The 26,042-nt window shown below is 57.5% G+C and carries 23 protein-coding genes and 1 pseudogene; 12 read left to right on the top strand and 12 right to left on the bottom strand.

The genetic code is table 11. The features are described from left to right. Positions 1 to 36: 36 nt before the first annotated feature. Positions 37 to 2,205, top strand: a complete 2,169-nt coding sequence (dinG, locus tag K6R05_RS13000) for an ATP-dependent DNA helicase DinG (RefSeq protein WP_161736593.1) — start codon at positions 37 to 39, stop codon at positions 2,203 to 2,205. 26 nt (positions 2,206 to 2,231) lie between these two features. Further along, positions 2,232 to 3,197 carry a DNA-binding protein YbiB gene (ybiB, locus tag K6R05_RS12995; RefSeq protein ID WP_161736592.1) on the top strand — a complete coding sequence of 322 codons (966 nt, stop codon included), beginning with the start codon at positions 2,232 to 2,234 and terminating at the stop codon, positions 3,195 to 3,197. Position 3,198: 1 nt separating this feature from the next. Here ybiB and K6R05_RS12990 read toward each other — a convergent pair whose 3' ends face one another. The 3 genes from K6R05_RS12990 to hutH form a co-directional block, all read right to left on the bottom strand. Then, complete coding sequence (locus tag K6R05_RS12990; RefSeq protein ID WP_222924299.1) at positions 3,199 to 4,356, bottom strand: M20 aminoacylase family protein; 1,158 nt, start codon at positions 4,354 to 4,356, stop codon at positions 3,199 to 3,201. 201 nt (positions 4,357 to 4,557) lie between these two features. Next, entirely contained in the window at positions 4,558 to 6,243 is a 1,686-nt protein-coding gene (gene hutU / locus K6R05_RS12985) for a urocanate hydratase (RefSeq protein ID WP_222924298.1), read from the bottom strand. A 15-nt stretch (positions 6,244 to 6,258) separates the two neighbouring features. Next, entirely contained in the window at positions 6,259 to 7,809 is a 1,551-nt protein-coding gene (gene hutH, locus K6R05_RS12980) for a histidine ammonia-lyase (RefSeq protein WP_161736590.1), read from the bottom strand. Between the two features lie 326 nt (positions 7,810 to 8,135). Between hutH and hutC the strand changes: the two genes are divergently transcribed. After that, the gene (gene hutC, locus K6R05_RS12975; protein ID WP_222924297.1) at positions 8,136 to 8,891 is read left to right on the top strand and encodes a histidine utilization transcriptional repressor HutC; all 756 of its coding nucleotides are present in this window, start codon (positions 8,136 to 8,138) and stop codon (positions 8,889 to 8,891) included. A gap of 171 nt (positions 8,892 to 9,062) precedes the next feature. Here the strand turns inward: hutC and K6R05_RS12970 are convergent, their stop codons facing one another. Beyond that, positions 9,063 to 9,626: a HutD/Ves family protein gene (locus K6R05_RS12970; protein ID WP_161736600.1), complete on the bottom strand. Its 564-nt coding sequence runs from the start codon at positions 9,624 to 9,626 to the stop codon at positions 9,063 to 9,065. Continuing rightward, a complete protein-coding gene (locus tag K6R05_RS12965; RefSeq protein ID WP_222924296.1) occupies positions 9,623 to 10,978 on the bottom strand; it encodes a formimidoylglutamate deiminase in 1,356 nt (451 codons plus the stop codon). Before K6R05_RS12965 ends, K6R05_RS12970 begins: the two co-directional genes overlap by 4 nt. Before the next feature lie 81 nt (positions 10,979 to 11,059). Here K6R05_RS12965 and hutI point away from each other — a divergent pair, with 81 nt between their 5' ends. The 3 genes and pseudogenes from hutI to K6R05_RS12950 form a co-directional block, all read left to right on the top strand. Continuing rightward, complete coding sequence (gene hutI / locus K6R05_RS12960; RefSeq protein WP_222924295.1) at positions 11,060 to 12,277, top strand: imidazolonepropionase; 1,218 nt, start codon at positions 11,060 to 11,062, stop codon at positions 12,275 to 12,277. Continuing rightward, on the top strand, positions 12,274 to 13,065 hold the full coding sequence (hutG, locus tag K6R05_RS12955) for an N-formylglutamate deformylase (protein WP_161736923.1): 792 nt from the start codon (positions 12,274 to 12,276) through the stop codon (positions 13,063 to 13,065). Before hutI ends, hutG begins: the two co-directional genes overlap by 4 nt. A gap of 58 nt (positions 13,066 to 13,123) precedes the next feature. After that, positions 13,124 to 13,552, top strand: a pseudogene (locus tag K6R05_RS12950) (ABC transporter permease subunit); the annotation flags it as partial. Between the two features lie 116 nt (positions 13,553 to 13,668). On the opposite strand, the gene K6R05_RS12945 reads toward K6R05_RS12950, so the two are convergent. Next, complete coding sequence (locus tag K6R05_RS12945) at positions 13,669 to 14,301, bottom strand: flavin reductase family protein (RefSeq protein ID WP_161736924.1); 633 nt, start codon at positions 14,299 to 14,301, stop codon at positions 13,669 to 13,671. Between the two features lie 141 nt (positions 14,302 to 14,442). On the opposite strand from K6R05_RS12945, the gene rlmF reads away from it, so the two are divergent. Continuing rightward, on the top strand, positions 14,443 to 15,375 hold the full coding sequence (rlmF, locus tag K6R05_RS12940) for a 23S rRNA (adenine(1618)-N(6))-methyltransferase RlmF (protein ID WP_222924294.1): 933 nt from the start codon (positions 14,443 to 14,445) through the stop codon (positions 15,373 to 15,375). 384 nt (positions 15,376 to 15,759) lie between these two features. Here rlmF and glnQ read toward each other — a convergent pair whose 3' ends face one another. From glnQ to rhtA, 5 genes are all read right to left on the bottom strand, one after another. Beyond that, the gene (gene glnQ, locus K6R05_RS12935; protein ID WP_010254327.1) at positions 15,760 to 16,482 is read right to left on the bottom strand and encodes a glutamine ABC transporter ATP-binding protein GlnQ; all 723 of its coding nucleotides are present in this window, start codon (positions 16,480 to 16,482) and stop codon (positions 15,760 to 15,762) included. Then, complete coding sequence (gene glnP, locus K6R05_RS12930; RefSeq protein WP_013357248.1) at positions 16,479 to 17,138, bottom strand: glutamine ABC transporter permease GlnP; 660 nt, start codon at positions 17,136 to 17,138, stop codon at positions 16,479 to 16,481. Before glnP ends, glnQ begins: the two co-directional genes overlap by 4 nt. A gap of 78 nt (positions 17,139 to 17,216) precedes the next feature. Next, positions 17,217 to 17,963: a glutamine ABC transporter substrate-binding protein GlnH gene (gene glnH, locus K6R05_RS12925; RefSeq protein ID WP_090962721.1), complete on the bottom strand. Its 747-nt coding sequence runs from the start codon at positions 17,961 to 17,963 to the stop codon at positions 17,217 to 17,219. 319 nt (positions 17,964 to 18,282) lie between these two features. Then, positions 18,283 to 18,786 carry a DNA starvation/stationary phase protection protein Dps gene (dps, locus tag K6R05_RS12920; RefSeq protein ID WP_033731968.1) on the bottom strand — a complete coding sequence of 168 codons (504 nt, stop codon included), beginning with the start codon at positions 18,784 to 18,786 and terminating at the stop codon, positions 18,283 to 18,285. A 327-nt stretch (positions 18,787 to 19,113) separates the two neighbouring features. After that, positions 19,114 to 20,025: a threonine/homoserine exporter RhtA gene (gene rhtA, locus K6R05_RS12915; protein ID WP_222924293.1), complete on the bottom strand. Its 912-nt coding sequence runs from the start codon at positions 20,023 to 20,025 to the stop codon at positions 19,114 to 19,116. A gap of 368 nt (positions 20,026 to 20,393) precedes the next feature. Between rhtA and ompX the strand changes: the two genes are divergently transcribed. Continuing rightward, entirely contained in the window at positions 20,394 to 20,906 is a 513-nt protein-coding gene (gene ompX, locus K6R05_RS12910; RefSeq protein WP_013357252.1) for an outer membrane protein OmpX, read from the top strand. A 241-nt stretch (positions 20,907 to 21,147) separates the two neighbouring features. On the opposite strand, the gene K6R05_RS12905 is transcribed toward ompX, so the two are convergent. After that, complete coding sequence (locus K6R05_RS12905; protein ID WP_161736764.1) at positions 21,148 to 21,339, bottom strand: hypothetical protein; 192 nt, start codon at positions 21,337 to 21,339, stop codon at positions 21,148 to 21,150. A 254-nt stretch (positions 21,340 to 21,593) separates the two neighbouring features. Between K6R05_RS12905 and mntR the strand changes: the two genes are divergently transcribed. The 4 genes from mntR (at position 21,594) to K6R05_RS12885 (ending at position 26,042) form a co-directional block, all read left to right on the top strand. Continuing rightward, positions 21,594 to 22,052, top strand: coding sequence for a manganese-binding transcriptional regulator MntR (gene mntR, locus K6R05_RS12900; protein WP_010254350.1), 459 nt, complete (start codon positions 21,594 to 21,596; stop codon positions 22,050 to 22,052). A 20-nt stretch (positions 22,053 to 22,072) separates the two neighbouring features. Beyond that, on the top strand, positions 22,073 to 23,182 hold the full coding sequence (locus K6R05_RS12895; RefSeq protein WP_161736765.1) for an SLC13 family permease: 1,110 nt from the start codon (positions 22,073 to 22,075) through the stop codon (positions 23,180 to 23,182). 149 nt (positions 23,183 to 23,331) lie between these two features. Next, the gene (locus K6R05_RS12890) at positions 23,332 to 24,477 is read left to right on the top strand and encodes an HlyD family secretion protein (protein ID WP_161736766.1); all 1,146 of its coding nucleotides are present in this window, start codon (positions 23,332 to 23,334) and stop codon (positions 24,475 to 24,477) included. Further along, positions 24,474 to 26,042: a DHA2 family efflux MFS transporter permease subunit gene (locus K6R05_RS12885; RefSeq protein ID WP_161736767.1), complete on the top strand. Its 1,569-nt coding sequence runs from the start codon at positions 24,474 to 24,476 to the stop codon at positions 26,040 to 26,042. The genes K6R05_RS12890 and K6R05_RS12885 overlap by 4 nt, the downstream gene beginning before the upstream one ends.

Genomic DNA, 26,042 nt, shown 5'->3' with positions numbered 1-26,042 from the left:
AATACAGGCCATTTTTTCGGTGTGGTAACGCAAATCATGGCCCTGACAGCCGCAGTAAAAAGCCAGATAGCGCAGTGGTATAAAGCGCTTCAGCAGCAGGTGCCTGATTTCATTCCACGTGCGCCGCAGCGCCAGATGATCGCTGAAGTAGCGAAATGCCTGGCGGGTGACGACGCGCGCCATCTGGCGGTCGAAGCACCGACTGGCGTGGGCAAAACCCTCTCTTATCTGATTCCGGGCATCGCAGCCAGCCGCGCTCAGGAAAAGCAGCTGGTGATCAGCACCGCCAACGTGGCGCTGCAGGATCAAATCTTCACGAAAGATCTGCCGCTGCTGAAGAAAATCATCCCCGATCTCACTTTTACCGCCGCGTTTGGCCGCGGGCGCTATGTCTGTCCGCGCAATCTGGCGGCGATGGCGGCCGATGACGATCAGCAGGGCGATCTGCTGCTTTATCTGGATGATGACGCCGTCAGTAGTACCAAAGAAGAACAGACGCAGTGTGGTCGCTTACAGAAGTCACTGGATCGCTACCAGTGGGATGGCCTGCGCGATCACAGCGAGGAGAACGTCAGCGACAGCCTCTGGCAGCGCCTCTCCACCGACAAAGCGAGCTGTCTGGGTTCGCATTGCCACTGGTATCGTGAATGTCCGTTCTTTGTGGCGCGGCGTGAAATCGAGCAGGTGGATGTGGTGGTGGCGAACCATGCGCTGGTGATGGCGGCGATGGAGAATGAGTCAGTGTTGCCGCCCGCTAAAAACCTGATGCTGGTACTGGATGAAGGACATCACCTGCCGGAAGTGGCCCGCGATGCGCTGGAGATGAGCGCCGACATCACGCCGGGCTGGAGCAGCCTGCAGCTTGACCTGTTTATCAAGCTGGTTGAGAGCATCATGACGCAGATGCGGCCGAAGTCGCCGCCGCCGCTGGCTAATCCTGAGCGACTGAAAGCACACTGTGATGAGCTGCGCGAACTGCTGACCATCACCGCGCAGGCGCTGAATCCGCTGCTGCCGCCGAATAACCAGCCGGGCGAATACCGCTTTGTGCTGGGTGCGCTGCCGCAGGAGCTGCTGGATCTCTGCGCCCGGCTGTTCAAACTCAGCGATGCCCTGCGGGGACTGAGTGAAGGCCTGATTAATGCGCTGAGTGAGCAGACCGGCAAGGTCGATATGGTGCGGCTGCATCGCAACCTGCTCCAGCTCAATCGTCAGTTTGGCTGGTTCGAATCAATCAGCAAACTCTGGCGGCTGGCGGCAATGGAAAAAGCCTCTGGCGCGCCGGTATCGAAGTGGATTACCCGCGAGCTGCGCGAAGGTCAGGCGCATCTGCTGTTCCACTGCGCCGGCATCCGCGTCAGCGACCAGCTGGAGAAAATGCTGTGGCGCAAAATTCCGCATGTGGTGGTCACCTCCGCCACGCTGCGATCGCTCAACAGTTTTAACCGCCTGCAGGAGATGTCAGGGCTTAGCGAAAAAGCGGGCGACCGCTTTGTGGCGCTCGACTCACCGTTTAACCATGTGGAGCAGGGCAAGCTGGTGATCCCGCAGATGCGACTTGAGCCGCTGATGGCGCACGAAGCGGAGCACATCGCCGAGATGGCCGGTTTCTTCCGTCAGCAGATGGCGGAGAAAAAGCATAAAGGCGTGCTGGTGCTGTTTGCCAGCAACCGGGCGATGCAGCAGTTTGTCGCCTGTCTGCCAGACCTGCGGCTCTCGATGCTGGTGCAGGGCGATCAGCCGCGCAGCCGCCTGGTGGATTTGCACCGTCAGCGCGTTACCAAAGGTGACACCAGCATTCTGATTGGCCTGCAGTCGTTTGCTGAGGGGCTGGATCTCAAAGGCGATCTGCTGAGTCAGGTGCATATCCACAAAATCGCTTTTCCCCCGGTGGACAGTCCGGTAATTTTGACCGAAGGCGAATGGCTGAAAAGCCTGAAGCGCTATCCGTTTGAGGTGCAGAGTTTACCCAGCGCCTCATTTACCCTGATTCAACAGGTCGGACGCCTGATTCGCAGCCATCAATGCTATGGCGAAATCGTGATTTACGACCGCCGTCTGCTGAGCAAAGCCTACGGCAGCCGCTTGTTAGCCGCACTGCCGATCTTCCCGATTGAGCAGCCGGAAACGCCAGAGCCGGCAGCGATACCGGCCATCGTGGTGCCAAAGCATACCGTGCGTAAACGCCGTCCCACGCGGCGCTGAGCCGCGCACTTAACCGGAAGCGAGTGATGGAACTGAATAAAATCATTAAAGAGGTGGGTCGCGGTAAAAATCATGCCCGCGATATCGACTTTGATACTGCCGTGGCGCTCTATGGCGCGATGCTGGCGGGTGAAGTACCGGATCTGGAGCTGGGCGCTATTCTGATAGCGCTGCGCATTAAAGGCGAAGGTGAAGCCGAAATGCGCGGCTTTTATCAGGCGATGCAGGCGCAGATGATGCAGTTGCGTGCGCCGGAAAATCGTCCGATGCCTGTGGTGATCCCCAGCTACAACGGCGCACGCCGCCAGGGGAATCTGACGCCGTTGCTGGCGCTGCTGCTGGTGAAAGTCGGCTTCCCGGTGCTGGTACACGGCGTCAGCGACGACGCGACACGCATCACCAGTGAAGCGGTGTTTGCCGCGCTGGGCATTGCGCCCGTCACCACCGCAGAGGCGGCGCAGGCGAAACTCGATCAGGGCCTGGCATTTATCACCATCGATCATCTCTGCCCGCCAATGGCGAAACAGCTCTCGCTGCGCTGGCGGATGGGGGTGCGTAACAGCGCGCACACGCTGGCAAAACTGGCCACGCCGTTTGCGGAGCGGGCGGCGCTGCGGTTGTCCAGCGTCTCGCATCCTGAGTATGTACCGCGTGTGGCGAAATTCTTCAGCGACATCGATGCGCCTGCGATACTGCTCAATGGCACTGAAGGGGAAGTCTATGCGAATCCCCAGCGCTGCCCGGCGATCAGTATGATTAAGGGGGCGGGCGCGGAAGCGGAAGTGTGGGTTGAGCGTCAGCCAGAAGTGGCCGTTGAACTGCCGACAGACAAGACGGCAGAAGTCACTGCGCGCTGGATCGAAGAGGTGCTGAATCAGCAGCGTCCGGTGCCTGCGTCACTGCGACTGCAGCTCGCCTGCTGCCTGCGCGCCAGCGGCCGGTGTGACTCGCTGGCGGCGGCGGAGCAGCAGATCCTCGCCGCCGGGTATTAACTCAGGCTACCGGCAGCGCCTGTTCAACCAGGTCCTGCCAGAAACGGATGCCAATTGGCAGCAGCGCGTCGTTGAAGTCATAGCGGGCGTTGTGCAGCGGCGCGGAGGGCGTTTCGCCGTCCGCGCCAAGCCAGAAATACGCGCCGGGACAGGCTTCCATCATGCAGGCAAAATCTTCTGACGCCATTGACGGATTAACCTGCCAGTGAACCTGTTCAGCACCCAGTGTTGAGAGCGCTACCTCGCGCACCTGCTCAGCCGGTGCCACATGGTTGGCGGTGACCGGATAGCCCGGCAGCCAGTCAATCTCACCACTCACGCCAAACGGACGCGGCAGGGTCGCGACAAACTCATCAATCAGCCCGCGCACTTTTTCGCGCACGCTGGTCTGCAGGCAGCGCACCGTGCCGCGTAAAACAATCTGCTCCGGGATGACGTTAATCGCTTCACCACCGTGAATCTGCGTCACGCTGACCACGGCTGACGCCAGCGGCGAGAGCCGGCGAGACGGAATGGTCTGCAGCGCCAGAATCAGCTCGGCTGCTACCACCATCGGGTCGGCACCGCTTTCCGGCATCGCCGCGTGGCAGCTTTTGCCGTGCAGCGTAATTTCAAACGAATCCAGCGACGCCATCATCGCGCCAGGGTTCACCGCCAGTGAGCCGAGCGGCAGTCCCGGCCAGTTATGCATGGCGTAGATCGCATCCATCGGAAAGCGCTGGAACAGTCCCTCTTCCACCATTCTGCGTGCCCCGCCCAGATTCTCTTCGGCAGGCTGAAAGATGAAATGCACCGTGCCGCTGAACTGACGTGTGGCGGCCAGCTGGCGGGCGGCAGCCAGCAGAATGACGCTATGACCGTCGTGGCCACAGGCGTGCATCACGCCTGGCGTCGCAGAACGCCACTCAGCATCACCTTTTTCCGTAATCGGCAGCGCATCCATATCTGCACGCAGCCCGATAACCGGGCCGGGACCGTTTTCCAGTGTGCCGATGACGCCGGTGCCCGCCAGGCCACGGAACACCTGTAAACCCGCCCGCGCTAACTCTTCCGCAATAAACTGGCTGGTTTGCTGTTCCTGGTAACCTAATTCGGGGTGGCGATGAAACTCACGGCGCCAGCGCAGGGCATCTTCAAGCAGGGCAGGGGAAAGGGTCATGCAGAGTCGCGCTCCATACAGAATGAGAAGATTTCACTTTAGTGGTCGGGTGATGCGGCGTCTATCGCCGTCAGGACTAAATCTGGCTATAGGCTAAATCAAAATGGAATAAGTAATAAGGAAGTGATGTTTATGCCAGGGGGTAAGAAGGAAATAGCGGGCGAGAAAGGGGGCAAGCTGCTGCTCGCCCCAGTCAACGGATTACTTCTGCATGGGCAGGTTCAGGCCATGTTCAGCCGCGCACTGCTGCGCCAGTTCATACCCTGCGTCGGCGTGACGCATCACACCGGTGGCCGGGTCGTTCCATAATACGCGACCCAGACGGGCATCGGCCTCTTTGCTGCCGTCACAGACAATCACCACGCCGGAGTGCTGTGAGAAGCCCATGCCGACACCGCCGCCATGATGCAGGCTGACCCAGGTTGCGCCGCCTGCGGTATTCAGCAGGGCGTTGAGCAGCGGCCAGTCTGATACCGCATCTGAGCCATCTTTCATCGCTTCGGTCTCACGGTTAGGAGAGGCGACCGAGCCGCAGTCGAGATGGTCGCGGCCAATGACCACCGGCGCTTTCAGCTCGCCGTTGCGGACCATTTCGTTGAATGCCAGACCGGCAAGATGCCGTTCACCCAGTCCCAGCCAGCAGATGCGGGCAGGCAGGCCCTGGAAGGCGATGCGCTCCTGCGCCATATCCAGCCAGCGATGCAGCGTTTTATGGTGCGGGAACAGCTCTTTGAGTTTCGCGTCGGTCTTGTAGATATCTTCCGGATCGCCCGAGAGCGCGACCCAGCGGAACGGGCCTTTGCCTTCGCAGAACAGCGGACGGATATAGGCTGGCACAAAGCCAGGGAAATCAAACGCGTTGCTGACACCCTCATCCAGCGCGACCTGACGAATGTTGTTGCCGTAATCCACAGTCGGGATGCCCATATGACAGAAGTCGAGCATCGCCTGGACATGAACCGCCATTGAGGCGCGCGCCGCTTTTTCTACCGCCTTCGGCTGTGAGACGCGCTCCTGCTGCCAGCGCGCCAGATCCCAGCCAATCGGCAGATAGCCATTAATCGGGTCGTGCGCCGACGTCTGGTCGGTCACGATGTCCGGCTTTGGTCCGCCCGCCTGAGCGCGTTTCACCAGCTCCGGCAGGATTTCGGCGGCATTACCCAGCAGGCCGACCGAAATCGCTTTTTTGGCGGCGGTGGCTTCGCTGATTAACGCCAGCGCTTCATCCAGCGTGGTGGCTTTGTAGTCCACGTAACGGGTACGCAGACGGAAATCGATGCGTGACTCCTGGCACTCAATTGCCAGCACACAGGCTCCGGCCAGTACACCCGCCAGCGGTTGTGCGCCGCCCATGCCGCCCAGTCCGGCGGTGAGGATCCAGCGTCCGCTCAGGTCGTTGTTGTAGTGCTGACGGCCCGCTTCCACAAAGGTTTCATAGGTGCCCTGCACGATGCCCTGCGCACCGATGTAGATCCAGGAACCGGCGGTCATCTGGCCGTACATCATCAGACCCGCTTTATCCAGCTCATGGAAGTGAGCCCAGGTCGCCCAGTGCGGCACCAGGTTGGAGTTCGCCAGCAGCACGCGCGGCGCATCCGCGTGTGTGCGGAAGATGCCGACCGGCTTGCCGCTCTGGATCAGCAGCGTCTCATCCGGCTGCAGCGCCCGGAGCGAACGCAGGATCTGCTCGAAGCACTCCCAGTTGCGTGCCGCTTTACCAATGCCGCCGTACACCACCAGATCTTCCGGACGTTCGGCGACATCGGGGTCGAGGTTGTTCTGAATCATGCGGTAAGCCGCTTCAATCAGCCAGTTGGCGCAGTGCAGCGTAGTGCCGTGTGGTGCACGAATCTCACGTGCCACAGCCTGAGAAAGAGTTTCGCTCATGAAGGATTCCTTAATTCAAGAAGTTGGGCGCATGCTCGGCAGCAGCGCGGTCAATGCCTGAGGCCAGTCAGCGCGACTTGCCCACTGACGCATTGCCTCGATATCGGGCGCCAGCAGACGATCGTCTTCAAGGAAGGCGACCTGCTCGCGGATGGTGTCGATGGCCTGCTCAATCAGCGAGGAGCTTTTGAGCGGCCGGTTAAATTCAATACCCTGCGCGGCAGCCATCGCCTCGATACCCACCACGGCGGCGCTGTTAAAGCACATGCTGCCGAGACGGCGCGCGGCGTAGGTCGCCATTGAGACGTGATCTTCCTGATTCGCAGAGGTGGGCAGACTGTCGACGCTACCCGGATGGGCCAGCGATTTGTTCTCAGAAGCCAGCGCGGCGGCGGTGACCTGAGCGATCATAAAGCCGGAGTTTACGCCGCCGTCACGCACCAGGAAGGGGGGCAGGCCGGATAAGCCGCTGTCCAGCAGCAGCGCCAGTCGCCGTTCAGAGATGGCGCCGACTTCGGCAATCGCCAGCGCCAGAATGTCAGCAGCAAAGGCCACCGGCTCAGCATGGAAGTTGCCGCCGGAGATCACATCGCCGCTGTCGCTGAATACCAGCGGGTTGTCCGAGGCGGCGTTCGCTTCGATTTCCAGAATCCGCGCCGCGTGGCTGACGTTGTCCAGGCAGGCACCCATTACCTGGGGCACGCAGCGGATGGAGTAGGGATCCTGAACGCGGCCGCAATGGGTATGCGACTGCAGAATTTCACTGCCTTCAATCAGGGTGCTGACGGCCGCTGCGACCGCAATCTGGCCCTGCTGGCCGCGCGCCTTGTGGATGCGGGCATCGAACGGTTTCAGCGAGCCTTTGATCGCTTCCAGCGACAGCGCACCCGCCATCAGACCGGCGGCAAACAGGTTTTCACACTCGAACAGGCCGCGCAGCGCCAGTGCAGTCGAAACCTGGGTGCCGTTGAGCAGCGCCAGACCCTCTTTCGGACCGAGCACAAATGGCGACAGGCCCACGCTTGCCAGTCCCTCTGTTGCCGGGATCAGCGTGCCATTGACCCGCACCTGACCTTCGCCCAGCAGCATCAGCGACATGTGCGCCAGCGGTGCCAGATCGCCGGAGGCGCCGACCGAGCCTTTTTCCGGAATACAGGGCATCACGCCGGCGTTGAACAGCGCCAGCAGTGCCTCAACCAGTTCGATACGCACACCAGAGTGACCGCGCGCCAGGCTGATGATTTTGGTGGCGACGACCAGACGGGTGACATTGTCGGGCAGCAGATCGCCCAGACCAACGCTGTGTGACAGCACCAGATTGCGCTGCAGATCCGCCAGCCGGCTGGCCGGTATTTGCGTCTGCGCCAGCTTGCCAAAGCCAGTATTAATGCCATACACCACGTTGCCGGAGGCGACAATCGTCTCCACGGTCTGCTGCGCCGCCGCAATCGCCTGACGCGCACTGTCGTCAAGACTCAGCGTGACGTTACCCTGATAGATAGCGCGTAATGTGGCGAGGTCCACCTCGCCGGGCACCAGGCGCAATGCCTGAAACGAACCTGACATAGTCTACTCCTGTCTATACAAGTGTGCTGGCGTGGCTAAGCTGCTTTCCTTGCCCTGAACCAGCGGAATAATGCGAGTGAAACATAAGCGTTAATTCTTGTCTATGCTTGTCTATACAATCAAGCATACTAAGCAAGTGCCGTGCCAGACCGATCACAAAAATCGAATGTCCGCCCGGCGCGGGTCGCGGGTTAAACGCGACTGAGAGAGTGCACCATCAGGATGCGCAGACTGCACCAGTGGGGCACGGCGCGCGCTACTGGATGTATATACATTCACGCAGTGAGACAGTAAACTTAAGGGACTTTCAGCATAAGGAACAGCAAATGGTCGAGCATACGGCACTGGCACAACTGGCGGCGGCAATGAGCGATGAGCCCGCCCCGATTTATCAGCGGGTGAAGCAGGCCATCGTCAGCCAGATCCGTGAAGGGCTGTGGAAAGCGAATCAGCGTGTGCCTTCAGAAAGTGAACTGGTGAATGAGCTGGGCGTCAGCCGCATGACCATTAATCGGGCGCTGCGCGAACTGACCAGCGAAGGTTTTCTGGTGCGGATGCAGGGCGTCGGCACCTTCGTGGCGGAGATGAAAGGTTACACCGCTATGCTGGAGGTGCATAACATCGCTGATGAGATCGCTCAGCGCGGCCATCAGCATAGCTGTAAAATTCTCGCCATCGGCCAGGACAAAGCCGATCCTGAGCAGGCAGCCGTGCTGGGGCTCACCACAGGACAGACGCTTTACCATTCGCTGATTGTGCATTACGAAAATGATCTGCCGGTGCAGCTTGAGGACCGTCTGGTCAATCCGCTGGTCGCGCCCGACTACCTGACGCAGGATTATCAGCAGATGACGCCCTATACCTATCTGATGCGGGTCGCGCCGCTAACGGCAGGTGAGCACATTGTTGAAGCGGTGCTCCCCGATGCGCGTCAGCGTAAACATTTGTCGCTGGATGAACATGAACCCTGCCTGCTGATTCGCCGTCAGACCTGGAGCGACACGAAAATCGTCACCTATGCGCGACTGCTCTATCCCGGCTCACGTTACAAACTAATGGGCCGCTTCAGAGGACACGGTTAAGAGCCGAGCCCATCAGGCTATTTTATTTGTCAGTCTGCACCTGGGCAGTGCTCACACAGGCTGCTTTAGCAACCTGAACGCCCTGAAGTGCGGCCCTGAAGAGGCGAGCGCAGCGAGTCATCCTCACGTACTACGTGTACGCCTGCTTGTTCCGCGCTGTCCGTGTCCAGACTACCTGCAACCATTACGCGTGCCGGGATAGGCGCTAAGTCGGGTAAACAGCAGCCGCGCATCCGGCTCGCACGGGCTGAGTACTGTTTCTACATCGACCCACCACGCGCCCTGTTGCGCACTCAGCCTTTCTCCGTCCGCGGTCTGCCATGCGCCTGCCAGCACCCAGGCGACGCCATGCAGACTACTGACCGGCGCGGCAACCACTTCAACCGTGGCCTGCCATTCACCGCGCCGCGTCATGATATTAAAATCTTCGCTGACGCTGCCCTGCAGTTGCGCCGTTAAGGCGAGTTCTCCGGCAAATGCCCAGGGCTTTTGCGGCGTCAGCAGATGCTGCACGTCAGGCGCGGTTAATAACACCGGATCGCCATGCAGCAGGGTAATCACCCGATCGATCTCCGGAAAAGCAGAGAAGGGACCATCCTGTGCCAGGGTCGCAATACTGGCGCGCCAGCCGAAGCGATCTGCGCCGGGCGGGAAGCTGATGATCTCGCGGGTTTCGCCGCCACCATTGCGCCAGCGGCTGACCGCCAGCGCCTCGTAAGTGAACAGGGTGATCATCGCAGCGCCGCCATCGCCTGAGCAAAGCGTGCGGCACATGCAGCCTGCTGCGGATGTACCCCATCTTCAATCACGGCTTTACCGGCCACGTAAACGTCACGAATCTGATCGCGCTGTCCGGCAAACAGCCAGCGGTTCAGCACCGCATGTGAACCCACGCTGCCAAGCCACGCCTCATCCCGCAGCACCAGCCAGTCGGCGCGTTGTCCCACCGCCAGCGTGCCCTGCTGAATGCCGCACGCCTGAGCGCCACCCGCTGCCGCCTGTTGCCATAGCAGGTCGCCCACCGACGGCTGGCCGGGCAGGGTAATCCGGTTACGACGCTGGTCGCGCAGCCGCTGCGCATACTCCAGCCAGCGCAGCTCTTCCTGAGCGCTCAGCGAGACATGGCTGTCGGAGCCGATGCCCCAGCGTCCGCCCTGCGCGATATACTCCACCGCCGGGAAAATGCCGTCGCCGAGGTTGGCTTCGGTGGTCGGACAGAGACCCGCTACCGCGCCGCTTTGTGCGAGGCGCGACAGTTCGCTCTCATCCAGATGGGTGGCGTGGATCAGGCACCAGCGCGTATCTACCGCAAAGCGGTTCAGCAGCCAGGCTACCGGGCGCTCGCCGCTCCACGCCAGCGAGTCATTGACCTCTTTCTGCTGTTCAGCCACATGAATATGCACCGGCAGCGCCGGATCGCTGGCCGCCAGCACCTCGTGCATCTGGCTTTCGCTTACTGCCCGCAGCGAATGGAAACAGAGACCACGGTTCAGCAGGGGCCGCTGCTGCTGCCACGCATCCAGCCGCGCCTGCTGTTGCAGGTAGTGTTCGGTCTGCTGAATAAAACGCTTCTGACCCGCCGCCGCGGGCTGACTGCCAAAGCCGCTGTAGCTGTAGAGCACCGGCAGCAGGGTCTGGCCGATACCGGCGATCTCTGCTGCTTCAATCAGCTGTTGCAGCATCGTGTCATCGCTATAGGGCGCGCCGCTGGGGTCGTGATGGAGATAATGAAACTCTGCAACCTGGGTGTAGCCGCCTTTCAGCATCTCGATATAGAGCAGAGCGGCAATATCACCCACCTGCTTTGGCGTCAGACGCTGCACCATGCGGTACATCAGATCCCGCCAGGTCCAGAAGCTGTCCTGTGGATCGCCTGCCACTTCCGCCAGACCCGCCATCGCCCGCTGGAAGGCGTGCGAGTGCAGGTTGGCGATCGCCGGGATCACCTCGCCGTTGAGGCGGATAGCCTGATCCGCGTGGCTTTCCGGGGTAAGGGAGTCGATAAAACCGGCCTGATTGACCGTGATACGGACCTGCTGCTGCCAGCCCTCCGCCAGCAGTGCGCGTGGGGCAAAAAAAGTCGCCATGGTTGATCCTCATCGGATGTGGTTGTATATACATATACATACTTTGAAGCACAGTGTAAACGGCGGAGGCATGAGGCAGCGATGACAGAAGAGATGCGCGTAGAGGCGGTGTGGACGGGGGCCGACCTGGTCACCATGCGTGACGGAAAGTACCATCTGATACCTCAGGGCGCACTGGTGGTGCGGGCGGGCAGGCTGGTGTGGGTCGGGCCTGAAGCGGAGATGCCCGCGTTCGTCGCCGATCAGCATCATCGTCTGCCTGGCGGTATCGTGACGCCGGGGCTGGTGGATTGTCACACCCATCTGGTGTTTGGCGGCGACCGCAGTCAGGAGTTTGAACAGCGTCTGAATGGCGTCAGCTACGCAGAGATTGCCGCGCAGGGCGGGGGCATTCTCTCTACCGTGCGCGCCACCCGCGCGGCGACGGAAGAGGAACTGGTGGCTTCGGCCCGCTGGCGACTTAATCGCCTGCTGGCAGAGGGTGTCACCACCGTAGAGATTAAGTCCGGCTATGGTCTGGATGAAGAGAGCGAACTGCGGATGCTACGGGCGATTCGCCGGCTGGGAGAGAGCGTGGCCGCCGATGTCCACGCCACCTGTCTGGCAGCGCATGCCTTTCCGCCGGAGTTTAAGCATGACCCGGATGGCTGGATCGATATCATCTGCGACCGTCTTCTGCCGCAGGCGCAGGCGCAGGGGCTGGCGGATGCTGTAGATGCTTTCTGCGAGCATCTCGCCTTTTCCCCGGAGCAGGTGGCGCGGGTATTTGACCGGGCGGTGGCGCTGGATATGCCGGTGAAACTGCATGCGGAACAGCTTTCAGCGCTGGGCGGTGCCGCACTGGCCGCCCGCTATGGTGCGCTTTCAGCTGACCATCTTGAATATGCCACCGAAGAGGATGCCAGGGCGATGGCGCAGCATGGCACCGTGGCGGTGCTGCTGCCCGGTGCGTTTTATCTGCTACGCGAAACTCAGCGTCCGCCGGTGGATCTCTTCCGTCGCCACGGTGTGCCGATGGCGCTGGCCAGCGATGCCAATCCTGGCACCTCACCTGCGCTGTCGCTGCGTCTGATGCTCAACATGGGCTGCACGCTGTTTGGCATGACGCCGGAGGAGGCGCTGGCGGGCGTCACGCTGTGGGGAGCTAAAGCGCTGGGGCTGGCGGAGAGTCACGGCTCGCTGGAGGCGGGTAAAGTGGCAAACTTCGTCCACTGGCCGCTGTCTCGTCCGGCAGAACTGGTTTACTGGCTGGGTGGTGAACTGCCCTGTACCGTTATCTATCGTGGAGAACCGCAATGAACCCTTTCTATTTTTCCCAGGGCAGCCTGCCGCTGCTGGTCAGCATTCCCCATGCCGGTACTGAACTGACGCCTGAGGTGGACGCCGGATTGAGCGCGGCCGCGCGCGGCCTGCCCGACACCGACTGGCATATCCCGCTGCTGTATGATTTTGTGCGTGACCTCGGGGCCAGTGTGTTAATTGGCCGCTATTCCCGTTTTGTAGTCGATCTTAATCGTCCGCCCGACAACCAGCCGCTTTACACCACCGCCACCACCGGTCTGTTCCCGGAAACCCTGTTCGACGGCACGCCGACCTTTGCACCAGGCAAAACGCCCGATGTCACGGCGCGTCAGGGCTACATCGATCAAATCTGGCAGCCTTACCATCAGCAGATTCAGCAGGAGCTGGCGCGGCTCAAAGCGCAGCACGGCTATGCGCTGCTGTTTGACGCCCACTCCATTGCCAGTGAAATTCCCCGCCTGTTTGAGGGGCGTCTGCCCGATATCAACATCGGCACCAACGACGGCGCGAGCTGCACGCCTGAAATGAGCGCGGCCATAGAGGCGGTGTGCGCCGCCCAGCACGACTACAGCTGGGTGCTCAACGGACGCTTTAAAGGCGGTTACATCACCCGCGCTTATGGCCAGCCACAGCAGCAGATCGAGGCGGTTCAGCTGGAGCTGGCGCAGCTGAACTACATGGATGAAACCCCGCCTTATGCCTGGCAGCAGGCGCGTGCCGCAGAGCTACAAAAAGTGTTGAAGGCGATGATCCATACCATGCTGGCGCAGGCCAGGCCGCAATAAATCAGCGATGCGCCGCCCTGGTGCATCGCTGCGCTAATCGGGTGCAGGGGAGCGCTGCCTGTCTGGCGCGGACGGCTTTATCGAAGCGCCACCATTTCTGATCGGGGCGCTGGCTATCGGGCTTATCTCCGGCTCTTATCAGGCGGAAGTCTATCGCGCCACGCGGCTGGCCCTGGCGAAAGGGGAGATTGAAGCCGCTGTCGCGATTGGCATGCCGCGCTGGCGCATCCGCCAACGCATTCTGCTGCCGCAGGTGGCGCGCTATGCGCTGCCCGGCTTGTCAAACGTCTGGCAGATGAGCCTGAAAGATTCGGCGCTGGTGTCGGTGACCGGCATTGTCGGGCTAATGCGGGCCAGCCAGATAGCGGCCGGTTCGACCCGTGACTACTTCTCCTTTTACCTGGTGGGCGGAGCCTGTTACCTGCTGCTGACGTTGCTGTCGAACCGCGCCTTTCTGCTTGCCGAATCCCGTCCTGGCCGCGCCTGGCTACTGTCAAGGCAGGTGGTTGATCGCTGGCAGCAGGATCGCTGGCTGGCCCCCGACATCGCCCGCGCGTTGGCGCAGATCAAAGCGCACCGGGCCGATGCGCTTGTGGAGTGAGATTACCTGCGGCGGGCGTCCGGACGGACTAAATCAAAGCGCTGAGCTTCGCTGATGCCGTAATAGGCGCTGGGGCCGCCTGCACGCAGGATTGGCTCAGCTTTGGCGGTCTGATAAATGCCCTCCTCAAGCAGCGATTCATCGATGTGAATCGCCACCGCTTCGCCCATCACCAGCCAGCTGTCGAGCAGGGTGCCGCTGGCATCCTGCAACTGGATCAGCTGCGTCAGGCGGCACTCGAAGTTGACCGGGCTTTCCGCCACCAGGCTGGCGCTGACCTGGGAAGCCGCCAGCGAGGTTAATCCGGCAAAGGCAAACTCGTCCTGATCGGCAGGGAGCGATGCGGAACTTTCATTCATCGCTTCGGCCAGCGGACGGGTCGCCAGATTCCAGACAAACTCTTTAGTCTCTGCAATATTCCGGACGCTGTCTTTCCAGCCGCTGCTGGCGAAACCGATAATCGGCGGATGATAGTTGAAGCAGTTAAAAAAGCTGTAAGGCGCAAGATTGCGCTGGCCGCTGGTGCTGACAGAGCTAATCCAGCCGATCGGGCGCGGCCCGATAATGGCGTTCAGCGGATCGTGTGGCAGACCGTGGCCCGCACGGGGCTGATAAGAATAGCGTTTATGGCTCATAACGTCTCCGGCAGATGATTTTATCTATCTTAGCCCGACAGCATCGCCCGACGGAACCGGAATGAGGTAAGCGGATGGTGCGGGTTTATTTTCCGCCCTCTACAGCGTATTGTACGCGCGCCTGAATAATTGAGAGAACGTATGAAAAAGTCAGCCAGCACGTCGCCCTTCCACGCCCGCAATCGCCATCAGGGCGAATACGATTTTGCCGCGCTAACCGCTGCCCATCCGCCGCTGGCGGCGAAAGTCCGGCCTAACGGTTATGGCGTGCAGTCCGTGGATTTCGCGGACCCGGAGGCGGTGATGCTGCTGAACCAAGCGCTCATCAAACTCTTTTATGACATCGACTGGCAACTGACGCCCGGCTCACTCTGCCCGCCTGTGCCAGGACGTGCCGATTATCTGCACTACCTGGCCGATCTGCTGGCACTGGATAACAACGGCGCGATCCCGGCCGCGGACGTGCTGGATATTGGCTGCGGCGCAAACTGTATCTATCCGCTGATTGGTGCGGCGGAATATGGCTGGCGCTTTACCGGTACCGAAATTGATGAAGCCGCCATCAAAGCCGCTAATCGCATTGTCGCAGCCAATCCGCGCCTGACGCGTCAGATCCGTCTGCGTCGTCAGAAAAACAGCGATGCGGTGCTGGCGGGTGTGGTCAGCAAAAATGAATTTTTCAGTGCGGTGATGTGTAACCCGCCATTCCACGCGTCGGCGGAAGAGGCGGTTTCGGGTTCACAGCGTAAGGTGCGTAATCTTGGGCTGGATAAGAGTGCGCCGCTTAACTTTGGCGGGCAACACAATGAGCTGTGGTATCCCGGTGGAGAAAAGGCGTTCATCGGCAAGATGATCGCCGAGAGCGTGGCGTTTGGTCGCCAGATTGGCTGGTTTACCTCACTGGTGTCGCGCAAAGAGAATTTACCGGCGCTGGAAAAACAGCTGCAGGCGCTCGACGTCGCAGAGCTGCGGGTGGTGAATATGGCGCAGGGGCAGAAGCAGAGCCGCTTCCTGGCGTGGAGTTTTATGCCTGCCGCCCAGCGCAGCAAGCTGCTGAGTCGCCTGGGAAGCTAAGGCATCTCTTTTCGCGCATAACTGGAATCTATCTGCGGAGAAAAAAGGACGGGCTGCGATACGGCCGTTTCAGACTGCTGACAAACCCAATCAGGGTTGCTCTGGCAGCAACATATTAGCTAATAACGCAGGGAACACGGGCAGAGGAGGAAAGCGTCCCGCGCCTGGGACAAAAACGGCAGGCGTTTTTTGAACAACGCAACGCGTTGGCCCGTTTACGGGCGCACCTCAGGGATGAGGTGCGTAATCGCGCGGGCCGAGGGACCAGGGATGGTTTAAGCGACTTTCCGATCTGCCCATGTTTCCTTCGCAGCCTCGGTCTCACAGCTGGGCAGGGCAGACTTTGCCAACAATCAAAACGGGCCGCGATGCGGCCCGTTTTGATCAGGAGACGTGCTGCAGGAATTCGCGCAGACGTTCACTGGGGGGATTGCTGATCAGGCTGTCGGGATCGCCATCTTCCGCAATCCGGCCTTTGTCGATAAAGATCAGACGCGATGCGACCTTTTGTGCGAAGCCTACTTCGTGCGTCACAATCACCATCGTCATACCTTCTTCCGCCAGATCCTGCATCACTTTCAGGACTTCGTGACGCAGCTCCGGGTCCAGCGCAGAGGTTGGCTCATCAAACAGCATCATCTTCGGCTTCACCGCCAACGCGCGGGCGATCGCCACACGCTGTTGCTGGCCGCCAGACAGCTCAGACGGGAAGTGGTGTGCACGCTCTGCCAGGCCTACTTTGCCCAGCAGCTCTCTCGCCAGCTGGCGTGCGGCCTCTTTGCTGGCACCGCGCACCCGGATGGGACCAAAGGCGACGTTGTCCAGCGCACTCATCTGTGGGAACAGATGAAACTGCTGAAACACCATACCGGCTTCCTGACGGATCAGGCGGTCATCGACTTTCGGATCGTTAACGCGCAGGCCATCAACAATCAGCTCGCCGCTGGTGATCTCTTCCAGCTTGTTAATGCAGCGCAGCAGCGTCGATTTACCGGAACCGGATGGGCCGATAATCACCACCACTTCACCCTGGTTAATCTTCAGATCGATATTGTGCAGCACCTGGGTCTGGCCAAAATGCTTGGAGACATCTTTAAACTCAATCACAGGATTTTCACCCTTTTCTCAATGCGGCGTAGCACAAAGCTCAACACCAGCGTAATCACCAGATAGATGATCGCGACGGCGCTCCAGATTTCCAGAGCGCGGAAGTTACCGGCAATAATCTCCTGACCCTGACGTGTCAGTTCAGCCACGCCGATAACGATAAATAGTGAGGTATCTTTGATGCTGACAATCCACTGGTTGCCCAGCGGCGGCAGCATACGACGCAGTGCCAGCGGCATAATCACGTAGCGCAGCGTCTCGCGGCTCGACAGGCCAAGTGCCAGTCCGGCTTCACGAAATCCCTTGTTGATCGACAGCACGGCACCACGGGTGATCTCGGCAATATAAGCACCAGAGTTAATCATGATGGTCACCACTGCGGCGGTGAAAGGATCAATACGCAGGTCAGGAAATGCCATCGGCAGCGCAAAGTAAATAAACATCACCTGCACCACGATAGGGGTGCCGCGGATGATTTCGATAAACACCAGTGCGATGTTATTGGTGATCCAGCCACCGTAAGCGCGGGCAAAACCGGCCACCAGCCCGATAAACAGGCCGCCAACCAGGCCAATGATTGAGATAATTAAGGTCAGTTTGGCGCCTTCGAGCAGCGCTGGCATGGCGGGCCAGATGACGCTCCAGTCAAACTCCATAGTGTCACTCCAGATATGTTGCGATGGAAAAAAGCAGGGAAAAAGTTTCCCTGCTGAAATCAGATAACGGGCAAATTATTATTTAGGTTCGGTGCCGAACCATTTTTTATAAAGCGTGTTGTAGGTGCCGTTCTCTTTCAGGGTTTTCAGTGCGCCGTTTACCTTCTCACGTAAATCGTCGCTGCCTTTCGGGAAGGCGATACCATACTGCTGCGCTTCAATTGAATCGCCTACCGCTTTAAAGCGGCCTTTACCGGCGGTGTGGATGAAGTAAAGGATGTTTGGCGTGTCATGCAGCACGGCATCCGCACGGTTGGTGCCCAGCTCCATGTAGGCGCTGTCGATGTTCGGGAACTGACGCAGATCTTTCGATTTGATGTTGGCTTTGGCATATTCCACAGAGCCGGTGCCGCTTTTTACTGCGACGACTTTACCGTTCAGATCGCTGATGCCTTTGATGTCGTTTTCATTGTTACGCACCATCACCTGCAGACCGCTTTTGTAATAGCCATCAGAGAACTCGATCGCTTTTTTACGTTCTTCGGTAATGGTGATGCCCGCCAGTGCCAGATCGACATTGCGCGTTTGCAGTGCAGGGATAATGCCGCTGAAGTCCATTGGCTTCAGGGTGTAATCGAGCTTCAGCTCTTTCGCAATGGCATCCCATAGATCCACATCAAAGCCGACATACTTGTCACCCTGTTTGAATTCAAACGGAACAAAGGCGGTATCAGTAGCGACGACCAGCTTCTTTTCTGCTGCGGTGGAGGAGAGGGAGAAGGCCAGCGCCAGCGCGGCCACAGAAACTTTTAACAGTGACTTCATCATTTTTCCTTTTTTTACTACCAGGCGGCAGGGCCTGCGTTTGCGGCTTGTCATATGAAAGAATTATGCCAACTTTGCAAAATCCGCGAAATCAGAAAGTTAAATAACACAGCTGACACGATTTTGCAGTTAATTCTGCCATTGCACCCTATTGGTGCTCAACTTTGGTGCAGGTGGCTATTTTGGTGCAATCGGTAGTGTGCCTCAGATGTTAAGGCTGTGAAGCGGAGGAGGGAAGAACTGTTAACAGGGTCATAAAATTGTACTAACACAGACGTAAAAAAGGCGGGTTTCCCCGCCTGATTGCGTGCATTGCGTGTTATTCAATGTTGGCTTCGATGAACCACAGGAACTTGTCCAGATCGCGCGATGCCGCAGTAAAGATGTCAGCGGTATCTTCGTCTTTAACTTCTGAAATGGCTTTACGGGTATCATTCGCCACAACGCTGTAACGATCGGCCAGTGCTTTAAGATGATCCTGCACGCTGTGAATATTCAGCGGATAGCTTTTCAGCGGAGTCGTGTCATTTACAACCTGCGTGGTGCCCAGCGCCACGCCGCCCAACTGAACCACACGCTCGGCAATGGTATCCTGATGGTCAGTAATCGTGGTGCGGAAGCCATCCAGCATCTCATGCACACCAATGAAGTTAGCACCGCGCATGTTCCAGTGCGCCTGCTTAGTGATCAATGACAGGTCAATAAACTCGACTACCAGACGGTTCAACACCGCGATGGTGGCTTTCTTCTCATCTTCGGCCACGTCGTTGCGGGTATAAATCAGGTCAGAAGATTTCGTTTTAACCAATTTAGCGGTACTCATCGTTTCAGTCCTCTCTTTGATGGTTGTCCTAATCAAGTACGGGATAAGTATAGCAGCGCTTTTCAGCTTTGCAGAAACGACTTTGACGATGGATGAAATAGTGTCAGTCTTTTTTAAAAGCAGGGCTGTGCGGGTAAGGTTAAAGCTATGTTAAAATATAAATATTATTAAATAGCCATCTAAATCATAAAGTTATACTAAATTGTAAATAGCAGGTAAGTGACTGTTTCAAAATAGGATGAACCGTAAATCGCAGCGTTTAAGAATAATTCTCATGCTGAGCATGATTGTTATTTCGCCCGCCAGCGTACGGGCTGAAATCGCTTATTAATGCCTATCGTCTGATAATTCAACGCTGCTTAACTGACTCTTTTTCGGGCGCATAGTCAGTGTTGAGCCTGCTGAGGCGATGATGATGGCCAGCAACGCCAGCCACTGAAGCCCGGTCAGGGTTTCCCCCAGAAACAGCATGCCGGAAAAGGCGGCCATGGCGGGTTCAAGACTCATCAGTGTACCGAAAATGCGCGCCGGTAAGCGGGTAAGGGCGATCATCTCAAGGGAATAGGGAATGGCGCTGGAAAGCAGTGCGACCAGCAACGCGATTGGCATAACCGCCCATGTCCAGATGCCGCTTTCGGCGAACGTCAGCCCGAGTGGCACAAAAATGACTGAGGCAATCAGCGAACCGATGGCGACGGTTGCGGGGCCATGCTCTGCACCTGCCCGTTGTCCCGCCAGGATATAGATCGCCCAGCAGGCACCTGCACCCACTGCCAGCGCTGCGCCCAGCGGATCAATCGCGGTCATCTCTGTACCAAACGGCAGCAGGAACCACAGGCCAATTACCGCCAGCAACACCCAGACAAAATCCAGCGGCCGACGCGATCCAAACAGCGCCAGCGCCAGCGGGCCGGTAAATTCCAGTCCCACCGCCACGCCCAGTGGCACGGTACGAATCGCCAGATAGAACGTAAAATTCATGGTGCCCAGAGCCAGTCCATACATCAGGAGAGGCAGACGCTGCTCCCGGCTGAAGCGTAAACGCCAGGGCTTGAAAATGACACAGAGTATCAGGGTACCAAAGCCCAGGCGCAGTGCGGTAATCCCGGTGGCACCCACAGAAGGAAACAGGCTTTTTGCCAGTGAAGCGCCGCCCTGCAGCGACAACATCGCAATCAGTAGCACGGCAATCGGCATGACTATCGGGGCGAGATTTTTGGAAGCGGGAGAGGCAGACATCCTGTGTACTTTTCCTGGTCATTAACGTAATGAGTCAGCCAGTGTAAAGGAAATAGCGGGCAAAGAATCACGGAATCGCGTTTTAAATTTGACTTAACTGAGCAAATTTTGGCCAGAATCAGGGCCATTTAGGTAAAGAAATGTCAGGATTTTTTAGGATTTAACTTAAAGAACGAAATGAGCACAAAATGATTATTGCAGAAAGATGACGGATTTTATAAGAAAAATGAATGACATAGGATGTCGCATTAACTTCCTGTTACACCAAACTTTCTGTTAGACAACAAAATCCGGGCAGAGTTTCTCGCTATTTTTTGTTATATTTTCAGCGTTGTCAGGAGAGAAGTATTTTCACATTTGAGGTGGTTATGAAAAAAATTGCATGTCTTTCAGCATTAGCCTGTGTACTGGCAGTATCTGCAGGTTCAGCAATGGCACAGAGCACCGTAACTGGTGGCTATGCTCAGAGCGACTATCAGGGCGTGGCTAACAAAGCTAACGGCTTCAACCTGAAATACCGCTACGAAGACGGTTCTAACCCACTGGGTTGGATCGGTTCATTCACCTACACTGAAAAAGATCGTACCGAAGCTGGCATCTATAATAAAGGCCAGTACTACGGTGTGACCGGTGGTCCAGCTTTCCGTCTGAACGACTGGGCTAGCATCTACGGTGTTGTGGGTATCGGCTATGGTAAATTCCAGCAGAACGATACTGCATCACGCGCTAAAACTGATTCAAGCGACGTAGGCTTCTCTTACGGTGCAGGTCTGCAGTTTAACCCAATTCAGGACGTCGCGCTGGACGTTGGTTACGAGCAGAGCCGTATCCGTAACGTTGACGTTGGCACCTGGATTGCTGGCGTAGGTTACAGCTTCTAAGTTTAGCTTAGCTGACCTGCAAAAAAACGGCCCCTTGTGGGCCGTTTTTTATTGTGCTGATTTTACCATCCCGCCTTACACCGCGAATCGCTCTCTGATGACTCCTGCTATCCACTGCCGATAACCAGCCATCGTCGTTAATGCCGTAAGGCATAAAGATTTCGTGGACAAATAAGAAAAAGGGATGCGGAAAGAGGGAAGTAAGCCTCTCAGCCGCTGGCTGAAAGGCGCTGAATCAGAATTAGCCGCGCCAGATCAGATGCTGGCAGCGACGATCGGCAGGCTTATGGCCCAGGAGCTTCTCAATCAACATCAGACGCAGTGTGAACGGGGAACGCGTCAGCAGGCACAGCCAGGATTTCATCTCCGTGGTTGTTTTCTTTTCAGCCTGGAAGCATTTGCTGCAATCTAAGCAACATTTCAGGGTGCTCATAGAATCACCTCCCAATCATTGTCGACGCGGTAGTCAGCAGCCTGCGGTGAGAAATGTCATCACACCGGCGCAACAGAGGATCAACCAGGATCCCACTTTTTTGCTGCTTACATTATCAACAAATATAGCACTGGCTATATTGTTTAGCCAAGCCTAATGACGAAAAATTTGAGCTTCTTTGCGGCTGGTTTACAATGAGCGCAGCTAAATCCGTATAGCAGTGTCAGTACGGGAAATAATAATGAGGAAGCTGAATGAGTCGTCGTGCTAAAAGCGTGGTTTCTGCGCCAAAAGGACCACTGAAAGATATTGAAGAGCATGTCGAAGGTTTTCGGCAGGTGCGTGAAGCGCATCGTCGGGAATTAATTGATGACTACGTTGAGTTAATCTCTGATTTGATTGGTGAATTTGGCGAAGCGCGTCAGGTCGATATGGCGGCCCGTCTGGGCGTTTCGCAACCTACCGTGGCGAAAATGCTGAAGCGGCTTGGCAGTGCCGGGCTGGTTGAGCAGGTGCCTTATCGCGGTGTTTTCCTTACCGGTGAAGGTGAGAAGCTGGCAGAGGAGAGCCGCGCCCGTCATCATATCGTTGAAAGTTTTCTGCTGGCGTTAGGCATCAGTCCCGAAACGGCCCGACGCGATTCAGAAGGTATTGAGCATCACGTCAGTGATGAAACGCTGGCTGTATTTAAGAAGTTCTCCGAAACCCGTTAACGCTAAGGCGTACCCTCACTATGCCTCAACTGCTTCGATCTTTTTTGCATGACTCTATTTTGCATTTATTAATCGTGATTGGCGTAGTTCTGGCATTTCTGGCGGATTTCCGCTGGGCCGATCTGCCCGGTGCCGTAGACTGGCATACCATTATCACGCTCACCGGGTTGTTAATCCTGACCAAAGGGCTGGAAACCAGCGGCTACTTTGACGTGCTGGGAGGACGGCTGATTGCGCGTTTCCGGCATGAACGCGCGCTTGCACTCTTTATGGTGCTGGCAGCGGCGCTGCTCTCTACGTTTCTGACCAACGATGTGGCGCTGTTCATTCTGGTTCCGCTGACGCTGACGCTGCGTAAGTTCTCCCGTTTACCTATCTCGCGACTGATTATTTTTGAGGCGCTGGCGGTTAATGCCGGATCGCTGCTGACACCGGTTGGCAATCCGCAAAACATTCTGTTGTGGAGTCACGGCAAGCTGAGCGTGGTGGCGTTTATCGTGCAGATGCTGCCGCTGGCCGCCTGGCTGCTGCTGAGTCTGGTGGCGTTAACCTGGTTCAGTTTTTCAAAGCGGTCGATTGATAAGCATGACAACCCGGAACAGCCGCAGTGGCAGAAGCCGCTGTTTATCGTCAGCGTCGTGTTGTACCTGCTGTTTATCGCCGGTCTTGAGCTGGAGATCACCGGCTGGATACTGCTGCTGATCCTCGCTATTTTCCTGGTGATGGCACGCCCGGTGCTGCTGCGCATTGACTGGAGCCTGCTGGCGGTGTTCATCGCCATGTTTATTGACGTCTTCCTGCTGACACGTCTGCCGGTGATGCAGGCGCACTTCGATGCGGTGACGCATTTCGGCCAGGGACCGCTCTATCTGCTGGCAATTGGTCTGTCTCAGGTGATCAGCAACGTCCCGGCGACAATTCTGCTGCTGCAAAAAGTTCCGCCCACGGATGTGCTGGCCTGGGCCGTCAACATTGGCGGGTTCGGTCTGCTGCCGGGATCGCTTGCTAACCTGATTGCACTGCGCATGGCGAAAGACAAAGCTGTCTGGTGGCAATTCCATCTCTTTTCCCTTCCTCTGCTGGCCTGGTCAATGGCCAGCGGCTGGCTGCTGTTGCAGTTACTCCATTAGCCCGGACGCATCCTGCTACGCCCATCAAGTGGCAGGATGTGCGCCATTCCTCAAGTTTCGTAAAGTTGCACTGGATTTTGTCAATTTCCGAGATAAGGTTAACAGGACCTTTATGCCCGGAATCAGGGCCTTAGCCAGTGATGGGAACTATGAGCGAGAATAATCAACGCGATCAACACCAGCAGGACGCAGAAAACGCGACGGATAAAAGCCGTCAGCCAGAGGAAAATCAGGACAACGACCAGCAGCCTGAGCGCAAACGCCCCGGTAAAAAGCCGCTGATTATTCTGGCGGTGGTGGTGGTGATTATGCTGATTGTCGGCTTCTGGTTCTGGTTCTCTACCCGCAACATTGAAACCACCGATGATGCCTTTACCGAAGGCGATGCCGTTACCATTGCGCCTAAAGCGTCCGGCTATGTCGTGAAGCTGCTGGTAAAAGATAACCAGCGGGTGAAGAAGGGCGATCTGCTGGTGGAAATCGATCCCAGCGACAATCGTGCTCAGCGCGAACAGGCTAATGCGCAGCTCGGTTTAGCGGTCGCACAGCTGCATCAGGCGCAGGCACAGCTGGCGCTGTCAAAAGTACAGTATCCGGCACAGCGCGATCAGGCGCTGGCGGACCAGGCTAAGGCTGAAGCGAACCTGCTGAATGCGCAGGCGGATTATCGTCGCCAGCGTGGCGTTGATCCGCGTGCAACCAGTCAGCGTAATATCGACAGCGCGTCCGCGCAGTTACGTTCGGCGCAGGCGCAGTTACAAAGTGCGAAAGCACAGGTTGAAGTGGCGTCACAGGTTGCCCTGCAGATTCGTCAGCAGGAGACCAATGTTGAAGCGCGTCAGCAACAGGTTGAGCAGGCGAAAGCACAGTTAAGCACGGCCGATCTGAATCTCTCCTATACCCAGGTTCGTGCGCCTTATGACGGGTTTATCACCAAGCGTAACGTTCAGCTGGGCACCCTGGTGCAGGCCGGTTCCTCATTGTTCTCGCTGGTCTCACCTGAGATCTGGGTCACGGCGAATTTCAAAGAGTCTCAGCTGCAACGTATGAATCCGGGCGACAAAGTGGAAATCAGCGTCGATGCCTGGCCGGATATGAAGCTGGAAGGGCATGTCGACAGTATTCAGATGGGCTCTGGTTCGCGCTTCTCAACCTTCCCGTCAGAGAACGCCACCGGCAACTATGTGAAAATCGTTCAGCGCGTGCCGGTGAAAATCGTGGTCGATAAGGGACTTGATCCAAACCATCCGCTGCCGCTGGGTCTCTCGGTTGAACCGAAGGTAACGGTGGAATGAGTACGGCGCAGAGCTGGAAACCCGCCAGTAATCCGTGGTTAGTGGCGATCACGGTCACGCTGGCAGTGTTTATGGAGATCCTCGACACCACCATTGTTAACGTGGCGCTGCCGCATATCGCCGGTTCGCTCTCCTCCAGTTACGATGAGTCAACCTGGGTGCTGACCTCCTATCTGGTGGCGAACGGCATTGTGCTGCCTATCTCTGCGTTCTTCAGCCGGCTGTTTGGCCGTAAACAGTTTTTCCTGATCTGCATCGTGATGTTTACCATCTGCTCTTTCCTGTGCGGCATCGCTACCGAACTGTGGCAAATCATTCTGTTCCGCGTGCTGCAGGGCTTTTTTGGTGGGGGATTGCAGCCGGTTCAGCAGTCTGTGCTGCTGGACTACTTCAAGGCAGAAGATCGCGGCAAGGCATTTGGACTCTCTTCTATTGCCATTATTGTCGCGCCGGTGATTGGCCCGACATTAGGTGGCTGGATTACCGACAACTACAGCTGGCGCTGGGTCTTCTTTATCAACATTCCGGTCGGCGTGCTTACCGTGCTGGCGATCTATCAGCTGCTGGAAGATCCACCATGGGAGCGTAAGTGGGCCAAAGGTAAGCTAAAGATCGACTATATCGGCATCAGCCTGATTACCTTAGGACTGGGTTGTCTGCAGGTGATGCTGGATCGCGGAGAGGATGAGGACTGGTTTGCCTCGCACTTTATCGTGCTGTTCGCCATTCTGGCGCTGATTGGCATCGTCGGGGCCATCTACTGGCTGATGTATGCCCGTAAGCCAGTGGTCGATATTCTGGTGATGAAAGACCGCAACTTCTGGGTCGCCGGGCTGTTGATGGCGGGGATGGCGATGATTCTCTATGGCAGTTCCGTAGTGTTACCACAGCTGGCGCAGCAGGATCTGGGGTACACCGCCACCTGGTCAGGTCTGGTGTTGTCGCCTGGCGCGGTACTAATCGTGCTGACGATTCCGCTGGTGCTGAAACTGATGCCGATCGTTCAGACGCGCTACATCATCGCCTTTGGCTTCAGCTGTCTGGCCGTGGCGTTTCTCTACTCCTCGACTTTAACACCCAATGTCGATTTTAAAACGCTGGTGTTGATGCGCAGCGCGCAGTCGATCGGGCTGGGTTTCCTGTTTGTCCCGCTGACGACTATCGCCTTTGTCACCATTCCGCAGCGGCTTAATGCTGACGCCTCGGCGCTCTTTACCATGTTCCGTAACGTGGCCGGATCGATTGGGATTTCACTCTCGACCGCGGCCATTACCGAGCGCGAACAGGTACGGTCAGCGCACATGGTGCATAACATGACGCCGCTGAATGAGCCGTTCAACATTACGCTTCAGCACTGGGCACAGGCGATACGTGACTTTACCTCGGCGGTGGGCGATCCCGTCACGCTGGCAACCGGTCAGCTCTATCAGGAGATGATTGCGCAGTCGCGTATCCTCGCTTACATCGATGTCTTCTCAGGCCTGAGTATTGTCGCCCTGATTTTGATTCCATTTTGTTGGCTGCTGTCGCCGATTAAGAGCGAAGGCAGTGCAGGAGCACACTAA

This window comes from Pantoea alfalfae (assembly GCF_019880205.1).
Taxonomy (GTDB): domain Bacteria; phylum Pseudomonadota; class Gammaproteobacteria; order Enterobacterales; family Enterobacteriaceae; genus Pantoea; species Pantoea alfalfae.
The sequence above is the reverse complement of the archived record's forward strand: the minus strand, read 5'-3'. Positions and strand labels throughout refer to the sequence as shown.

Bases quoted from the DNA above. Each gene is read 5' to 3' on its own strand.
- rlmF (WP_222924294.1), top strand. From the start codon at position 14,443: ATGAAAAAGTCAGCCAGCACGTCGCCCTTCCACGCCCGCAATCGCCAT.
- K6R05_RS12905 (WP_161736764.1), bottom strand. From the start codon at position 21,339: ATGAGCACCCTGAAATGTTGCTTAGATTGCAGCAAATGCTTCCAGGCT.
- rhtA (WP_222924293.1), bottom strand. From the start codon at position 20,025: ATGTCTGCCTCTCCCGCTTCCAAAAATCTCGCCCCGATAGTCATGCCG.
- glnH (WP_090962721.1), bottom strand. From the start codon at position 17,963: ATGAAGTCACTGTTAAAAGTTTCTGTGGCCGCGCTGGCGCTGGCCTTC.
- hutI (WP_222924295.1), top strand. From the start codon at position 11,060: ATGACAGAAGAGATGCGCGTAGAGGCGGTGTGGACGGGGGCCGACCTG.
- dps (WP_033731968.1), bottom strand. From the start codon at position 18,786: ATGAGTACCGCTAAATTGGTTAAAACGAAATCTTCTGACCTGATTTAT.
- K6R05_RS12965 (WP_222924296.1), bottom strand. From the start codon at position 10,978: ATGGCGACTTTTTTTGCCCCACGCGCACTGCTGGCGGAGGGCTGGCAG.
- K6R05_RS12945 (WP_161736924.1), bottom strand. From the start codon at position 14,301: ATGAGCCATAAACGCTATTCTTATCAGCCCCGTGCGGGCCACGGTCTG.
- hutH (WP_161736590.1), bottom strand. From the start codon at position 7,809: ATGTCAGGTTCGTTTCAGGCATTGCGCCTGGTGCCCGGCGAGGTGGAC.
- K6R05_RS12895 (WP_161736765.1), top strand. From the start codon at position 22,073: ATGCCTCAACTGCTTCGATCTTTTTTGCATGACTCTATTTTGCATTTA.
- hutG (WP_161736923.1), top strand. From the start codon at position 12,274: ATGAACCCTTTCTATTTTTCCCAGGGCAGCCTGCCGCTGCTGGTCAGC.
- K6R05_RS12990 (WP_222924299.1), bottom strand. From the start codon at position 4,356: ATGACCCTTTCCCCTGCCCTGCTTGAAGATGCCCTGCGCTGGCGCCGT.
- K6R05_RS12890 (WP_161736766.1), top strand. From the start codon at position 23,332: ATGAGCGAGAATAATCAACGCGATCAACACCAGCAGGACGCAGAAAAC.
- hutC (WP_222924297.1), top strand. From the start codon at position 8,136: ATGGTCGAGCATACGGCACTGGCACAACTGGCGGCGGCAATGAGCGAT.
- mntR (WP_010254350.1), top strand. From the start codon at position 21,594: ATGAGTCGTCGTGCTAAAAGCGTGGTTTCTGCGCCAAAAGGACCACTG.
- ybiB (WP_161736592.1), top strand. From the start codon at position 2,232: ATGGAACTGAATAAAATCATTAAAGAGGTGGGTCGCGGTAAAAATCAT.
- hutU (WP_222924298.1), bottom strand. From the start codon at position 6,243: ATGAGCGAAACTCTTTCTCAGGCTGTGGCACGTGAGATTCGTGCACCA.
- K6R05_RS12970 (WP_161736600.1), bottom strand. From the start codon at position 9,626: ATGATCACCCTGTTCACTTACGAGGCGCTGGCGGTCAGCCGCTGGCGC.
- dinG (WP_161736593.1), top strand. From the start codon at position 37: ATGGCCCTGACAGCCGCAGTAAAAAGCCAGATAGCGCAGTGGTATAAA.
- K6R05_RS12885 (WP_161736767.1), top strand. From the start codon at position 24,474: ATGAGTACGGCGCAGAGCTGGAAACCCGCCAGTAATCCGTGGTTAGTG.
- glnP (WP_013357248.1), bottom strand. From the start codon at position 17,138: ATGGAGTTTGACTGGAGCGTCATCTGGCCCGCCATGCCAGCGCTGCTC.
- ompX (WP_013357252.1), top strand. From the start codon at position 20,394: ATGAAAAAAATTGCATGTCTTTCAGCATTAGCCTGTGTACTGGCAGTA.